Origin of the sequence: Sphingomonas sp., from assembly GCF_048594985.1 — a bacterium.
Taxonomy (GTDB): Bacteria; Pseudomonadota; Alphaproteobacteria; order Sphingomonadales; family Sphingomonadaceae; genus Sphingomonas_I.
This window is the reverse complement of sequence record NZ_JBMDXG010000203.1, coordinates 1-14615: the sequence shown is the minus strand read 5'-3', so window position 1 is coordinate 14615 and position 14615 is coordinate 1. Positions and strand designations below refer to the sequence as shown.

Below are 14615 nucleotides of genomic sequence, written 5' to 3'. Positions count from 1 at the left end.
CCGACGATCCGCGCTTCCGCAGCACGCTCAAGGCAGTGGAGGAAGGCTTGCGGCGCGGGTCGCATATGCTGCGTTACGCGACGGAGGACGATTTCGGCCTGCCCGAAACCGCGTTCAACGTCTGCACCTTCTGGCTGATCGAGGCGCTACACCTGACCGGCCGCCAGACGGAGGCGCGGGCCTTGTTCGAGGAAATGCTGAAGCGGCGCACCCAATCGGGCCTGCTGTCGGAGGATATCGATCCCGTGACGGGTGAATTGTGGGGCAACTTTCCCCAGACCTATTCGCTGGTCGGCATCATTAACTGCGCCGGCCTTCTGAGCAAACCATGGACATCGATCCGATGAGCCGCCTCATCATCATCTCCAACCGGGTCTCGACCCCCTCCCCGACCGGCGGAGCGCAGGGCGGGCTCGCGGTCGCGCTCCAGGCGGCGCTGCGCGAATATCGCGGTATCTGGTTCGGCTGGTCGGGGGAGACGACCGAGACCTTCACCGGCCATATCAATTTCCAGCGGGCGGGCGGCGTCACCACCGCCACGATCGACCTGGAAGAACAGGATATCGAAGAATATTATAACGGCTACGCCAACCGGACGCTGTGGCCGCTCTTCCACTATCGGATCGATATCGCCGAATATGAACGCGGGTTCGCCGGCGGCTATCTGCGCGTCAACGATCGCTTCGCCGACACCGTCCGTCCGCTGATCGAGCCCGACGACATCGTCTGGGTCCAGGATTATCACATGATCCCGCTCGGCCAGGGGCTACGCGAACGGGGGTGCCGCAACCGGATCGGCTTCTTCCTGCACATCCCCTGGCCCCCGCGCCGGCTGATGGCGACGCTGCCCGAGGCGGCGGATCTGACGCGGACATTGTTCGCGTATGACGTGGTCGGGTTCCAGACCGACGAATGGGCCGATTCCTTCCGCGATTTCGCCATCCACGAGCTGGGCGCCGTGCTGGAGGAGCCGGACGTGCTTCGGCTGGACGATCGCACGCTGCGGCTGGTGTCCGCACCGATCGGGATCGACGCTACGGAGTTCGTCGCCGCATCGCGGTCGACCGCCGCCAAGCTGGCCTTTCGCCGCATGCGCGACAGCGCGGTCGGGCGCGACATGATCGTGGGGGTCGACCGCCTCGATTATTCCAAGGGACTGGAGGAACGCTTCCTCGGCTACGAACGCTTCCTCCAGGAACATCCCGAGGAGCGCAAGGAAGTCTTCCTCCTCCAGATCGCGCCGCCCTCGCGCGGCGAGGTTGAAAGCTATCAGCGCATTCGCACCTCGCTCGAGGGGATCGCGGGACGGATCAACGGCGTCTATGCCGATGTCGACTGGGTGCCGATCCGCTACGTCAACCAGGGTTATCCGCGCGACGTGCTGGCGGGCATCTACCGCGCGGCGCGGATCGGGCTCGTGACCCCGCTTCGCGACGGCATGAACCTCGTCGCGAAGGAATATGTCGCGGCGCAGGATCCGGAGGATCCCGGCGTGCTGATCTTGTCGCGCTTCGCGGGCGCGGCCGCGCAGCTCGCGGTCGGCGCGGTGCTGGTCAATCCCTACAGCGCCGAGGAGCTTTCGGACGCTCTCCTCCTCGCGCTCAAGATGCCGCGTGACCAACGGATCGAACGCTGGCGGGCAATGATGGAGAATGTGTCGACCGAAGACGTGCTGTGGTGGCGCCAGCGCTTCACCGACGTACTGGAAGCGGCCGGCCCCGAATACGCGGCAAGCTGACCGAGCACGACGCGGCCGCCGCCCCGCCGGACACCGGGGTAAAAAAATGCCCCGCCGCTCCATCAGGAACGGCGGGGCCTTTTAGTTCGGACGATCGATCAGAAGCTGAAGCGCGCGCCCAGGCGGACCGCGAACAGGGACTGACGCGGATAGATCGTGTCGGTCGGCGTCGCCTGCGGCAGGCTGTAGCGATATTGCGCGCAAGCCTGGCTGGTGTTGGTCACCGCCGCCCCGGTGGCGGTCAGGCAGGTCACCCGCGCCGCAACTGCGGTATAGGGGAACTGGTATTCGCGGATCTGACCCCACTTCTTGTTGAGCATGTTAGTGAAGTTTTCGATGTCCGCGAACAGGGTCACGCGCGCGCGGCCCCAGCCCGGAACCGGCAGTTCCTGCGCGGCGTGCAGGTCGATGCGGGTGAACCAGCGCGAGTTGAACGCGTTACGCGGCGCGATCTTGCCACGATACTTTGCCAGACCCGACGATTCGAAGAAATTGTTCAGCGTTTCGGCGGTCTGCGCATTGTCGTACGTCACCAGCGGATCGTTGATGCCGGTCGGCACGTAGATCAGGTAACGGGCGCTGGAGCCGGTCGTGCCGAAGATCGAGCTACGGCCGCTCGACGTATCCTGGAAAGTGTAGCTGAACGGCCGGCCGATGCGGGTTTCGCCAAATAGCGCCAGTGTCGTTTTGTAATCGCCGAAGAAGGCGCGTTCGAAGGTGACGTCATACTTGAAATTGTACTTCACCTCGTCGTTCGACACGCCATAGGCTGCACCGTTCGGATCGAGGAACGCGCCGTTGGCATAGTTCGAACCCGCCGTGGACGAGGTCGCCGGCGTCTGATCTTTGATGTCCTGGTAGGTGAAGGCACCGCCCAGGCCGAGACCGAAATCGAAGTCCTTGCGTACCCGTGCGACCGCGACATAGCTGCGGCCCTTCTTGGTGTTGGTCAGAATGATGTCGTTCAGCGTATCGGCGAAGCTCGTCAGCGACTGGTAACGCTGGCGGCCGTCGGGAGTCAGCGAGCCGGCGAGCGGCACCGAGCGGAAATCGGTCCAATATACCTGGTTGCGGACATCGGAGTAGAACAGGTCCGCACCGAAGGTCCAGCCGCCGCCCAGGAAGTTCTCGAATTCGGGATTCCAGTCGGCCGACAGCGTTGCACGCCACTGCGACGGGATCTTGAAATTGTGATCCATCGCATTGGTCGCCGCGGCGGAGATGCCGCCCGCCAGATAGGTGTTGGCCGCCGCCGGAATCGTGCTGCCATTAACGTTGGTCAGGATCGCGCTGCCGACGGCCTGCGACGGCAGGCCGGTGCCCTCATACGTTCCGTTGTTCACTTGGCGAACGTCGATCACGTTCGACAGCGCGCCCGTGTTCGAGAAGCTGTTCGAGGCATAGACGTCGGGCGCGCCGCCCGAGAAGATGCCGAGGCCGCCACGCACCGTCAGACGCGGCAGCGGCTTGTAGTCGAAGCCGAAGCGCGGCTGGAACACGCCGCGTCCATTCAGGAACGCCGTGTTGTCATAGCCGTAGCGGTTGAGGAAGGTGGTGTTGATCGCCGGCCGGCTGTTGCTCGCATACATGTCGTAGCGCGCGCCGTAGGAGAAGGTCAGCAGGTCGCTGATCCGCCACGTATCCTGAATACCGAACGTGAAGGTCCAATATTTGAAGCCTGCTGCCGCATCGTCCGGGTTCAGCGACGGCACGGCGTTGGTGTAGCCAAAGCGCTGCGCATTGCCCGCCTGGAAATCGGCGATCGAGTCGAAGTAATAGGAGCCGGTGGTGCCCGCGCGCGGGTTCGACGAGCTCAGGAAGGCATTGAACACGTCGGCATGCTGGATGTCGGCGAAGACGCGCAGATCATGGTTGTTCTGCGTCAGGCGCGCCTGGACGAGGCCGCCCCAGGTCTTGGTCCGCAGCGCGTTGAACTGGCGCGACACGTCCGGGCCGAAGGCCACGACCGCCGAACCGGGCGCGCAGGTGACCGATGCCCCCGCCCCGGCCGAGCCCGGACTGCCACGGTCGGAATTGGCGGCGGTGCAGACGCGCATTTCGGCGAAGCCACGGCCCTGCAGCGGATCCTGAAGGCGCTTATAGTCCTTGTAGAAGCCGCGAATTTCGGTCGAGAAATCGTCCGACCAGTCGGAATTCAGCTGCGCCACGCCGGTGTGCAGGCGGTTGCCCTGGACGTAGGCATTCGACGACAAGCCCAGGCTCGGCGAGCTGGGGTTGGCGCTGGCATTGTTGATGAGGACGATCGAATCCTTGGCGTAGGTGTAGGTCAGCGCGAGACGCTGCGTTTCCGACAGGTTCGCGTCGATCTTTGCGACCAGGCGGTCGTCCTTGTCCTGGTTGCTGTCGATGACGCCACCGACATCGTAGCCATAGCGCGACTGCGCGATCGAGGCCACGCGGTCGATGTCCGCCTGCGTCAGGTTTGGGATGGCGGTGCCGGCATTGTTGTCGCTCGGGCCCTCGGGGATCGGGCTCGGCGCGCGCAGCCGCTCGCCGGCGATCATGAAGAACACGCGATCCTTGATGATCGGACCGGACAGTTCGGCGCCGTAATTCTTGATCTCGAAATTAGGCAGCGTGACGCGGCCGGTCGGGACGCCCGGTCCCGCCTTGGTGCGCTTGCCGGTCAGTTCGTCCGACGAATAGCTGTAGAAGCCGGTGCCCTGGAATTCGTTCGTGCCCGAACGCAGGATGACGTTGGTCGTGCCGCCCTGGAAATTGCCTTCGCGGACGTCATACGGCGCGACTTTGGTCTGGAACTGGCCGATGGCGTCGAGCGGGATCGGCGAACGGCGGCTAGGCAAACCATCCGGGTTGAGGCCGAAATTGTCGGTAATCGGCACGCCGTCGACCGTGAAGCGGTTGAAGCGAGCATTCTGGCCCGCGAACGAGACCGCGCGGCCGCCCGAAGGCGTATCGTCGAGGCGCGCGAACGGATCACGACGCATCAGATCGCGGATGTCGCGGTTGATCGTCGCGACGTTGGCGATCTGCGCGGTCGACAGCACGGTGGCTGGACCCTGCGAGAGGTTGCGCGCGGTCGGCAGGCGCGACGCCGTGACAACGACGTCCTGCGCTGCGTCGGCGGCGGCCGGCAGATCAATCGGGAGGTCGTACGCCTGCGCCGCAATCGTGTTGATATCGGTGATCTGGACGTTGCCGTAGCCAGGCGCCGCGACGCTGACGGAGTAAGGGCCACCAGCGCGCAGGCCGTTCGCATTGAACGCGCCCGACGCATTCGTCGTCACGACCGTGCGCGTGCCGGTCGGCACGTTTAGGATCGTCACGGTGGCGTTCGCAACTGCAGCACCCCCGGACATGACACTGCCCCGGATGGTCGAGGTGGTTTCCTGCGCGTGGACCGCACTGGCGGCGAGCGCCGCGATCGCACAACCGGCGAGCAACTTCTTCATTGGTGACCCCTTTTTAGCGTATGCGGCGGCCTCTGGCCTTCTCGCATGACAGCTTTATGACTCGCTCCGCGTGTTTTTCACGCTGGTGGAGCATGCCCGCGCTCTACACTTGGCGCTTTCGCACCGCAATAAATCCGGGGACTTCTGCGGAATAGTCGTAAGCTGTTGCAGCGTTGCCGCACCCGTTGCGACAGCGAAAGGAACTCCCTTCCGCGACAGGCTTTCGACGTCCCATGGTCCTCATCGCCAGCTACAATATCCGCAAGGCCATCGCCGCCGACCGCCGCCGCCGTCCCGACCGTATCCTCGAGATCCTGAGCGAGATCGGCGCGGACATCGTGCTGCTGCAGGAGGCCGACCGGCGCTTCGGCGCGCGGCAGAGCGCGATCCCACCGTCGATGCTCGCCGACCACGGCACCTACCGCCCCGTGCCGTTCGATATGCGGCATGGAAGCCTGGGCTGGCACGGCAACGCGGTCCTCATCGGCCCGCGCGTCGAAATCCTGCGCCATTGCCCGCTGCACCTGCCCGCGCTGGAGCCGCGAGGCGCGGTCCTGACCGATGTCGTGGTGGACGGCAGGAAGCTGCGGCTTATCGGCATGCACCTCGATCTGTCCGGACTGTGGCGCCGACGGCAGGCCCGCGCGGTGCTGAGCGAGCTTGGCCAGCAGGACGAAATGCTCCCGACGCTGATGGCGGGCGACCTCAACGAATGGGGCAATGGCGGCTGCCTGCGCGATTTCGGCGCGCACTTCCATCCCGTACCGCTCGGCCCCAGCTTCCACGCGAGTCGAACCATCGGGCGGCGCGACCGGATCTTTGTCAGTGATGGGATCTTGGTCGAGGATTATGGCGTCCACCGCTCGCCGCTCGCCCGCAACGCGTCCGATCATCTCCCGGTGTGGGCAAGGATTCGTATCGGGTGATCTGAATCCCGCTGGCATTCCGCGCCGGCCCGCCGCATCCTCGCTTGCGCAGACTCGAAAGGACCGAATGAGCCGCAAGCCCGTCCCCGCCCAGGCCGGCGATCGCGCCCGCCTCGAAATCCTGTTCGACCGGCCGCAATTGCTCGGCCGCCTGTTCGGCGAATATGACCAGAATCTCGTCGCGATCGAAAATCGGCTGGGCGTCTATGTCAGCGCCCGGGGGAACCGCATCCAGATCGAGGGCGAGGCCGAGGCGGCCGGCCGCGCGCGCGAGGTGCTGACCGGCCTCTACCACCGCATCGTGCGCGGCGAGAATGTCGATGCCGGCATGGTCGACGCCGTGATCCAGATGTCGGCCGAACCGACGCTCGACGGCATCATCCGCGCGGATGTGTCCGAAGCGCCGGCGATCATGATCCGGACGCGCAAGAAGACGATCGTCCCCCGCTCCGCCACGCAGACGCGCTACATGCACGCGCTGGACAGCGCCGACGTGATCTTCGCGCTCGGCCCGGCGGGAACGGGCAAGACCTATGTCGCGGTCGCGCAGGCGGTGCAGATGCTGATCCAGGGCCAGGTCCAGCGCCTGATCCTGTCGCGCCCGGCGGTCGAGGCGGGCGAACGGCTCGGCTTCCTGCCCGGCGACATGAAGGAGAAGGTCGATCCCTATCTCCGCCCGCTCTACGACGCGCTCTACGACATGCTCCCCGCCGAGCAGGTCGAACGCCGCATCGCGAGCGGCGAGATCGAGATCGCGCCGATCGCCTTCATGCGCGGCCGCACCTTGTCCGACGCCTTCATCATCCTCGACGAGGCACAGAATACCACGCCCGCGCAGATGAAGATGTTCCTCACCCGCTTCGGCCAGAACAGCCGCATGGTGGTGTGCGGCGATCCGCGCCAGATCGACCTTCCCGACATCGGCAAGTCCGGCTTGGCCGATGCGGTGGCGCGGCTGGAGGGCGTCGACGGGATCGCCGTCACCCGCTTCACCGCGACCGACGTCGTCCGCCACCCGATCGTCGGGCGGATCGTCGAGGCTTATGAGGGCGAAGGGGCGCTTCCGGCATGATCCATGTGGAAACGGCGGTCGAGGCCGGCTGGCCCGACCTTGACTGGTCCGCGCTTGCCGATCGCGCGGTGCGGGCGGCGGTGGAGGCCAGCGCCTACGGCCCGATCGCGACCGCCGCCTATGCTGCCGAAGTATCCGTCCGCCTCACCTCGGACGAGGAGGTGCGCGCGCTCAACCGCGATTATCGCGGCAAGGACAAGGCGACCAACGTCCTCTCCTTCCCGATGGTGCAGGCCGATCTGCTCGAGGCGCTCGACAATAGCGACGATGGCGAGGTGCTGCTGGGCGACATCGTGCTCGCGCGCGACGTGACCGGGCGCGAGGCGGCCGAAAAGGACGTGCCGCTGCACGAACATGCCACGCACCTCATTGTCCACGGCACGCTTCATTTGCTAGGCTACGACCACGAACAGGGAGATGCCGAGGCGGATGCAATGGAGGAGATTGAGCGCGCCGCGCTGGCGACGCTCGGTATCTCCGACCCTTATGCGGTCCGCGAGGCCTGAAACGAACGATGCCTGACGACAACGACCGGGACTCAGACGGCGGCCGATTGTGGGCCGGACTGCGCAATCTTCTCTTCGGTAACGAGCAGGAGCCGACGCTCCGCGACCAGATCGAGGAGGCGATCGAGGAACATGGCGACGAGGCGCCGGCCAAGGGCGACCTGTCGAGCGCCGAGCGGCAGATGCTCCGCAACCTGCTCGAATTCGGGGAACGCAGCGCGGGCGACGTGGGCGTGCCGCGCGGCGAGATCATCGCCGTGCCGGAAACGATCGCCTTCGCCGATCTGGTGGCCGCCTTTGCCGATGCCGGGCACAGTCGCCTCCCCGTCTATCGCGACAGCCTGGACGAAGTGGTGGGCATGATCCACGTCAAGGACGTGTTCGCCATCCTCGCTCGCGGCGAGGCCGCGCCGGACACGATCGCGCCGCTGATCCGCCAGCCGCGCTATGTGCCGGAATCGATGGGCGTGATCGATCTGCTGGCCGAAATGCGCGCCACGCGCACGCACCTCGCCATCGTCCTCGACGAATATTCGGGCACCGAGGGGCTGGTGACGATCGAGGATCTGGTCGAGGAGATCGTCGGCGAGATCGAGGACGAGCATGACGAGGCGCCCGAAGCGATGCTCGTCCCGCTCGACGACGGCATCTGGGGCGCCGACGCGCGAGTGGAACTCGACGACGTCGCAGAAATGATCGACCCCCGGCTGGCCGAGGTGGAGGAGGATGTCGATACGCTCGGCGGGCTCGCCACCGTGCTTGCCGGTCACGTGCCGCAGGCGGGCGAGACCGTGGCACACCCCTCCGGCTGGCGCCTCGAAGTGGTCGAGGCGGGGCCGCGCCGGGTCCAGCGTTTGCGCCTCCACCCGCCACTGACGGCCGAGGTCGACGCGTGACACCGCCGCTTGATTGAGGCATTGCGGCGCGATGCTGAAGCGAGCCCTTCTCGTCGCGCTGGCGGTGATCGTCGCCGGGATCATCATCCTCTTCGCGATCTTCAAGGTCTCGGAATATCGGCAGAGCGCGGCGCGCGACATCACGGCCAGCCAGGGCGCGCGGCCCGAGATCGACGCGCCCAGGTCCGGCCTGTTCCCGCTGGTCAAGGTCGCCAAGCCGATCGGCTGGGGCGCGGATCAGGCGCCCGCGGCGGCGCCCGGCCTGAAGGTTCAGCGCTTTGCCAGCGGTCTCGATCACCCGCGCTGGATGCTGCCGCTGCCCAATGGCGACGTGCTCGTGGCCGAGACTAACGCCCCGAAGCGCCCCGCGAGTACGATGAGCCTCAAGGAACGCGCGCGACGCTGGGTAATGAGCTGGGTCGGCGCGAACACGCCCAGCGCCAATCGCATCACCCTGCTGCGCGATGCCGATGGCGACGGCATCGCCGAAAGCCGGTCTGTCCTGATCGACGGGCTCGTTTCGCCCTTCGGCATGGCGCTGGTCGGGGACCAGCTTTACATCGGCAATGCCGATGCACTTGTCCGCGTGCCCTTCGCCGTCGGCCAGACCAGGGTCACGGCCAAGCCGGTCAAGGTCGTCGATCTGCCTTCGGTCATCAATTATCACTGGACCAAGAACGTCGTCGCCAGCCCCGATGGGAAGCGGCTGTTCGTCACGGTCGGCTCGAACAGCAATGTGGGTGAGAACGGCCTGAATGCGGAAAAGGGCCGCGCGGCGATCTGGGAAATCGATCCGACGACCGGCAACCATCGCATCTATGCCTATGGCCTCCGCAACCCGAACGGCATGGCGTGGGAGCCGACGACCAAGCAGCTTTGGACGGTGGTCAATGAACGGGACGAGCTCGGCTCCGACATCGTCCCCGATTATCTGACCAGCGTGCAGTTCGGCGGCTTCTACGGGTGGCCGTGGTATTATTGGGGCGGGTATGTGGACTCGCGGCCGGGCGAGGATCCCGACAATCTCCAATCCTACGTCATCCGTCCCGATTACGCGCTCGGCGCCCACACCGCCTCGCTCGGCCTGACCTTCACCGACAAGGCGAAGCTGGGGCCGCGCTTCGCCCAGGGCGCGATCATCGGCCAGCACGGCTCGTGGAACCGCAAGCCGCCGTCGGGATACAAGGTGGTGTTCGTGCCGTTCCGCGGCGGCAAGCCGCAGGACAAGCCGGTCGATCTGCTCACCGGCTTCCTGACCGAGGATGGCGAAGCGCACGGCCGGCCCGTGGGGACGGAGATCGACCGTACCGGCGCGCTGCTGGTGGCGGACGATGTCGGCAACGTCATCTGGCGGGTATCGGCGCGCTGATGTCGGTCCCGGTCACCATCGACGTGCCGCATAGCCTTGGCCGCGATCGCGCGCGTGAGCGGATGAAGGCCCGGGTCGGCGATCTCGCCGGGCATATGCCGGGCGCGGTCGGCGAGGTGCACGCCTCCTGGCCGTCGGACTATGAAATGGCGCTGGAAATCGGCGTGATGGGCCAGCGCATCCCCGCGCGCATGGAGGTGCAGGACACTGTCGTGCGCGTCCATGTCTCGCTCCCGCCGATGCTGGCGATGTTCTCGGGCATGATTGGTGCTGCGGTCCGCTCCGGCGGCGAGAAGATGCTGGAAGACCATAGCAAGGCCTGAGGAACGGCTGCCCCGCAACGGCGGTGGCCCGCGCGATCGAGAGGATGAGCATGATCGGAAAATTGCTGATGGCGGCGGGTGCCGCCGGTCTCGCCATGGCCGCGTCCGCCGAGCCCTTCACGCTCAGCTCCACGAGCTTCGCCGACGGCGCGGTGCTCGCGCGTAAACATGCCGGCAACATCCCGACCAATCCCAATTGCGTCGGCCGGAACGTCTCGCCGCAACTGTCCTGGTCGAACGTGCCGGCGGGTACGAAGAGCCTCGCCTTCCTGATGATCGATCCGGAAGGAACGCTTGGCCTCGGCACCACCCACTGGGTCGCCTATGGCGTCCCGCCGAGCCGTACCTCCTTTGCCGAGGGGGAGGTGTCACTGCCTGCCAAAGGCTGGAAGTCAGGCGTCACCACGCAGAAGCTGACCACGTTCGGCGGCCCCTGCACGCCCCCCGACACGAGCTGGCATCATTATACGTGGGTGGCGATCGCGACCGATCTCGATCCCGACGCGCTCCCCGACGGGCTGACGCGCGAGGAGCTGTTCGCCAAGCTTTCCGGCCACGCCAAGGCGAGCTCCGGCCTGGTCGGGCGGTTCAAGCACCCCTGACGGGGCGCCGCCGCGCGACCCACAGGCCGGGGCCGTGCGCTCAGTATCCGACCGTCAGCCCCAGCGCGACATATTTGGGGCCGACATTGCCCTTGACCGCCACCAGCGGCAGGACCGGCAGGGCCGCCGTCGCATAGGGCCGGGGATTGTCCCCGCTGAAGCGCACGCCCGCGCCGATCCGCGCGGACAGCGGGATCTGGTACGCCGCCTCGATCCGGCCATAGGCCTTGGTGCCGCCGTCGCGGACGAACAGCCCGGCGCTCGGCGTCAGGCTGAATCCGGCCAGCCCGAGCGCATAGCCCGCGCCGAACTCCCCGCCCCAGCGGCCGGTCGCGCGGGCATAATTGCCCTCCACGCCCAACCCTTCCGTCCGCGCAGGCGCCGTCATCAGCGTCAGCGCCGCCACCGTCGCGGCCAATCCGATGTTTCGCATGCGCATCCCCTTGCTTGTGCTGCGGGCCTACGGCTGGACCATGTTCGCACAACCCGGCAGGCGATGACCCGAGTCTCATCCGCGACCAGTCGTGCAGGCTACCGCGCGAACAACTGCCCCGGATCGCGAAATGCCTTGAACTCCAGTGCATTGCCGCTTGGATCCGTGAAGAACATCGTCGCCTGCTCGCCGACCTGTCCCTGAAACCGGATATGCGGGGCGATGCCGAAGCGGACACCCGCCGCGCTCAGCCGGTCCGCCAGCTGGTGCCACTCGTCCCACCCCAGCACGACCCCGAAATGCGGCACGGGCACGTCATGCCCGTCTACCGAGTTGGTATGCGCCGCCGGCTTCGCCGCCGGATCGAGATGCGCGACGATCTGGTGCCCGTAGAGGTCGAAATCGATCCACGCCGCAGCGCTCCGCCCTTCCGGACATCCGAGCAGCCCGCCGTAGAAGGCGCGCGCGGCGGCGAAATCGTGCACCGGAAAAGCAAGATGAAACGGCCTCAATTCGCGCGCCATGATCGTCTCCCCTCTCTCCCTGTCGGCCTCACCATGCCTATCGGTCAATCCGGCCGAGGAAGCCGGTCGCAAACGCCCTGCCCCGCTACCGTTCGATCCCAACTCAGCCGGTAGGTCACGCGAAAGCCGTCATGGTCGGACAGGACCGGGATGCCGTCATTGCCGTCGAACATCGCCGCGACCCGGATCGGCGCCACCGCGACACGGCTGCCGCTGGCGAACAGCTGGAGGTCCTGCGTGTCCATCCACGGCTCGTCCCCATCCCACGACATGCGCACGTCGCAACCATTGGCCGGGTCCAGGCAATATTGGTGCACGAGATCGAGAGGTTGCGCCGCGCGGAACACGGCGAAGCGCGACGGCGACCGGCGCATGTTGAAGTCGCCGCCCAGGATGATCGGGTGGCCGAGGATGCTGTTGCGCTCCATGAACCGGCTGAGCTCATGCACCTGCGCGTGATGCGAGGCGAGATAGCGCGGCGGCGCGACCCCGGACGCCCCTTGCGAATTCATATGCGTGTTGAGGATGTCGATCGGGTCGGGCACGCCCGGGATCGCCAGCCGGGCTAGCACGATCCCCTTGTTCGCAAGGCAGTCGAACCCCGCGCAGCTCGCGCGCGAGAAGGGTTCGGAGGCGGTCGCGATCACCGGGAAACGGCTGGCGATGACCAGTCCCGATGTGGCGAGCCGGATGCCCAGCTCGCCCTTGCGCGGCCTGCTGCGGCCCGGCAGCGTCACGTCCGCCGCCTTCGGCCCACGCTGCGTGCGTCCCGGCCCGGTGACCAGATCGGGATAGCCGGACCGCGCGACGCTCTTGACCGCCGCGCCCGAGAACACCTCCTGGAACAGGACGATGTCGGGCCCCCGCCCCTTTTGCCGCAGGTCGGCCAGGATCGCCGCGATCCGCCGCAAAGCGGGGCCGCGACCCGACCGCGCCGGCCATCCCAGCCCCTCGATATTGTAGGTCAGGACATCCAGCGTCGTGCTCGCCCGCCAGTCCGATATGGTGACGGCGGGCGGGCGTATATCGCCCCGACACGCGGCAAATCGCTCGCGGGGCAAGCTCGCACAACTGGCAAGCGCGACGCACGCAAGCACCGCGCTCGACGCCCTGCCCAGTATCTTAAGGATGAACGCGCGCCGCATGCCGCACTTTACCGGCGACCCTGCGGCGCGCCAGCATATTCCACCGGGCGCCGCGCGGGCGCCCGGTGGCATGGCTCAGAAGCTGAGCGCCTGGACGATCTTCACGCCGGGCAGCGCCTTGACCTTCGCCAGCGTCTCCGCCTCGACCGGCTGGTCGACGGAGAGCAACAGCACCGCCTCCCCGCCCGCCGCGCGGCGGCCGAGGTGGAAGGTGCCGATGTTGACGCCCGCCTCGCCCAGCGTGGTGCCGAGCCGGCCGATGAAGCCCGGCGCGTCCTCGTTGACGATGTACAGCATCCGCCCGGCCAGATCGGCCTCGACCTTGATCCCGAAACTCTCGGTCTGGCGCGGCGCCGAATTGGCGAACAGGGTGCCGGCGACCGACTTCTCGCCCTCGGCCGTGCCGACGGTCACGCGGACGAGCGTGTGGTAATCGCCCTCGCGATCGTGGCGCACCTCGCGCACGTCGAGCCCGCGTTCCTTGGCTAGGCTCGGCGCGTTCACCATGTTCACCGTGTCGGAATAGACGCCCATCAGGCCCGCCAGCACCGCGCCGGTGATCGGCTTCGGGTTCAGCTGGGCGGCCGCGCCCTCGACCTCGACCGCGACGCTCTTGATCGTGTCGCCCGCCAGCTGCCCGACCAGCGCGCCCAGCCGTTCGGCCAGCGCCATATAGGGCTTCACCTTCGGCGCCTCTTCCGCCGACAGGCTCGGCATGTTGAGCGCGTTGGTGACGCCGCCCGACACCAGATAATCGGCCATCTGCTCGGCCACCTGGATCGCCACATTGACCTGCGCCTCGGTCGTCGACGCGCCGAGATGGGGGGTCGAAATGAAGCCCGGCGTGCCGAACAGCGGGCTTTCCTTGGCCGGCTCGCTCACGAACACGTCGAGCGCGGCGCCCGCGATATGCCCGCCGTCGAGGCCCGCCTTCAGCGCCGCCTCGTCGATCAGCCCCCCGCGCGCGCAATTGATGATCCGCACGCCCTTCTTGGTCTTGGCGAGGTTCTCGGCCGACAGGATGTTGCGGGTCGAATCGGTCAGCGGCGTGTGCAGCGTGATGAAGTCGGCGCGCTTCAGCAGCTCGTCCAGCTCGACCTTCTCGATCCCCAGTTCCAGCGCGCGCTCGGGCGTCAGGAAGGGGTCGAACGCGACCACCTTCATCTTCAGGCCCAGCGCGCGGTCGGCGACGAGCGATCCGATATTGCCCGCGCCGATCAGGCCGAGCGTCTTGTTCGTGACCTCGACGCCCATGAAGCGGTTCTTCTCCCACTTGCCCGCCTGGGTCGACTTGTCGGCCTCGGGCAGGTCGCGGGCGAGCGCGAACATCAGCGCGATCGCATGTTCGGCGGTGGTGATCGAATTGCCGAACGGCGTGTTCATCACGACGACGCCCTTGGCGCTGGCGGCGGGAATATCGACATTGTCGACGCCGATGCCCGCGCGGCCGACCACCTTCAGGTTGGTGGCGTGCTCCAGGATGTCCTTCGTCACCTTGGTCGAGGAGCGGATGGCGAGGCCGTCATAGTCGCCGATGATCGCCTTCAGCTCGTCGGGCGTCTTGCCCGTAATCTCGTCCACCTCGACCCCGCGCTCGCGGAAGATCTGGGCGGCGCGCGGGTCCATCTTGTCGGAAATCAGTACCTT

At 66.7% G+C, this 14615-nt stretch carries 14 protein-coding genes; 9 read left to right on the top strand and 5 right to left on the bottom strand.

Going from position 1 to position 14615, the window contains the following annotated elements:
- Positions 1–347: glycoside hydrolase family 15 protein (locus ACOJSF_RS07950; protein ID WP_420141679.1), on the top strand; the 347-nt coding region annotated here is incomplete at its 5' end.
- Positions 344–1738: an alpha,alpha-trehalose-phosphate synthase (UDP-forming) gene (locus ACOJSF_RS07945; RefSeq protein WP_420141678.1), complete on the top strand. Its 1395-nt coding sequence runs from the start codon at positions 344–346 to the stop codon at positions 1736–1738. The genes ACOJSF_RS07950 and ACOJSF_RS07945, both read left to right, overlap by 4 nt.
- Positions 1739–1836: 98 nt before the next feature.
- Here the strand turns inward: ACOJSF_RS07945 and ACOJSF_RS07940 are convergent, their stop codons facing one another.
- On the bottom strand, positions 1837–5172 hold the full coding sequence (locus tag ACOJSF_RS07940; RefSeq protein WP_420141677.1) for a TonB-dependent receptor: 3336 nt from the start codon (positions 5170–5172) through the stop codon (positions 1837–1839).
- Between the two features lie 233 nt (positions 5173–5405).
- On the opposite strand from ACOJSF_RS07940, the gene ACOJSF_RS07935 reads away from it, so the two are divergent.
- The 7 genes from ACOJSF_RS07935 (at position 5406) to ACOJSF_RS07905 (ending at position 10866) form a co-directional block, all read left to right on the top strand.
- Positions 5406–6098 carry an endonuclease/exonuclease/phosphatase family protein gene (locus ACOJSF_RS07935; protein ID WP_420141676.1) on the top strand — a complete coding sequence of 231 codons (693 nt, stop codon included), beginning with the start codon at positions 5406–5408 and terminating at the stop codon, positions 6096–6098.
- A 67-nt stretch (positions 6099–6165) separates the two neighbouring features.
- A complete protein-coding gene (locus ACOJSF_RS07930; protein WP_420141675.1) occupies positions 6166–7170 on the top strand; it encodes a PhoH family protein in 1005 nt (334 codons plus the stop codon).
- Positions 7167–7676, top strand: a complete 510-nt coding sequence (ybeY, locus tag ACOJSF_RS07925) for an rRNA maturation RNase YbeY (RefSeq protein WP_420141674.1) — start codon at positions 7167–7169, stop codon at positions 7674–7676. Before ACOJSF_RS07930 ends, ybeY begins: the two co-directional genes overlap by 4 nt.
- An 8-nt stretch (positions 7677–7684) precedes the next feature.
- Positions 7685–8572 (top strand): hemolysin family protein, encoded by an 888-nt coding sequence (locus ACOJSF_RS07920; RefSeq protein WP_420141673.1) that lies wholly within the window; start codon positions 7685–7687, stop codon positions 8570–8572.
- A gap of 31 nt (positions 8573–8603) precedes the next feature.
- Positions 8604–9941, top strand: a complete 1338-nt coding sequence (locus tag ACOJSF_RS07915; protein WP_420141672.1) for a PQQ-dependent sugar dehydrogenase — start codon at positions 8604–8606, stop codon at positions 9939–9941.
- The gene (locus ACOJSF_RS07910; RefSeq protein ID WP_420141671.1) at positions 9941–10264 is read left to right on the top strand and encodes a polyhydroxyalkanoic acid system family protein; all 324 of its coding nucleotides are present in this window, start codon (positions 9941–9943) and stop codon (positions 10262–10264) included. The genes ACOJSF_RS07915 and ACOJSF_RS07910 overlap by 1 nt, the downstream gene beginning before the upstream one ends.
- Before the next feature lie 44 nt (positions 10265–10308).
- A complete protein-coding gene (locus tag ACOJSF_RS07905; RefSeq protein ID WP_420141670.1) occupies positions 10309–10866 on the top strand; it encodes a YbhB/YbcL family Raf kinase inhibitor-like protein in 558 nt (185 codons plus the stop codon).
- A gap of 40 nt (positions 10867–10906) precedes the next feature.
- Here the strand turns inward: ACOJSF_RS07905 and ACOJSF_RS07900 are convergent, their stop codons facing one another.
- The 4 genes from ACOJSF_RS07900 to serA form a co-directional block, all read right to left on the bottom strand.
- Positions 10907–11305: a hypothetical protein gene (locus ACOJSF_RS07900; RefSeq protein WP_420141669.1), complete on the bottom strand. Its 399-nt coding sequence runs from the start codon at positions 11303–11305 to the stop codon at positions 10907–10909.
- Positions 11306–11397: 92 nt separating this feature from the next.
- On the bottom strand, positions 11398–11823 hold the full coding sequence (locus ACOJSF_RS07895) for a VOC family protein (RefSeq protein WP_420141668.1): 426 nt from the start codon (positions 11821–11823) through the stop codon (positions 11398–11400).
- 44 nt (positions 11824–11867) lie between these two features.
- Positions 11868–12968, bottom strand: a complete 1101-nt coding sequence (locus ACOJSF_RS07890) for an endonuclease/exonuclease/phosphatase family protein (protein ID WP_420141667.1) — start codon at positions 12966–12968, stop codon at positions 11868–11870.
- Positions 12969–13043: 75 nt separating this feature from the next.
- Positions 13044–14615: phosphoglycerate dehydrogenase (gene serA, locus ACOJSF_RS07885; RefSeq protein WP_420141666.1), on the bottom strand; the 1572-nt coding region annotated here is incomplete at its 5' end.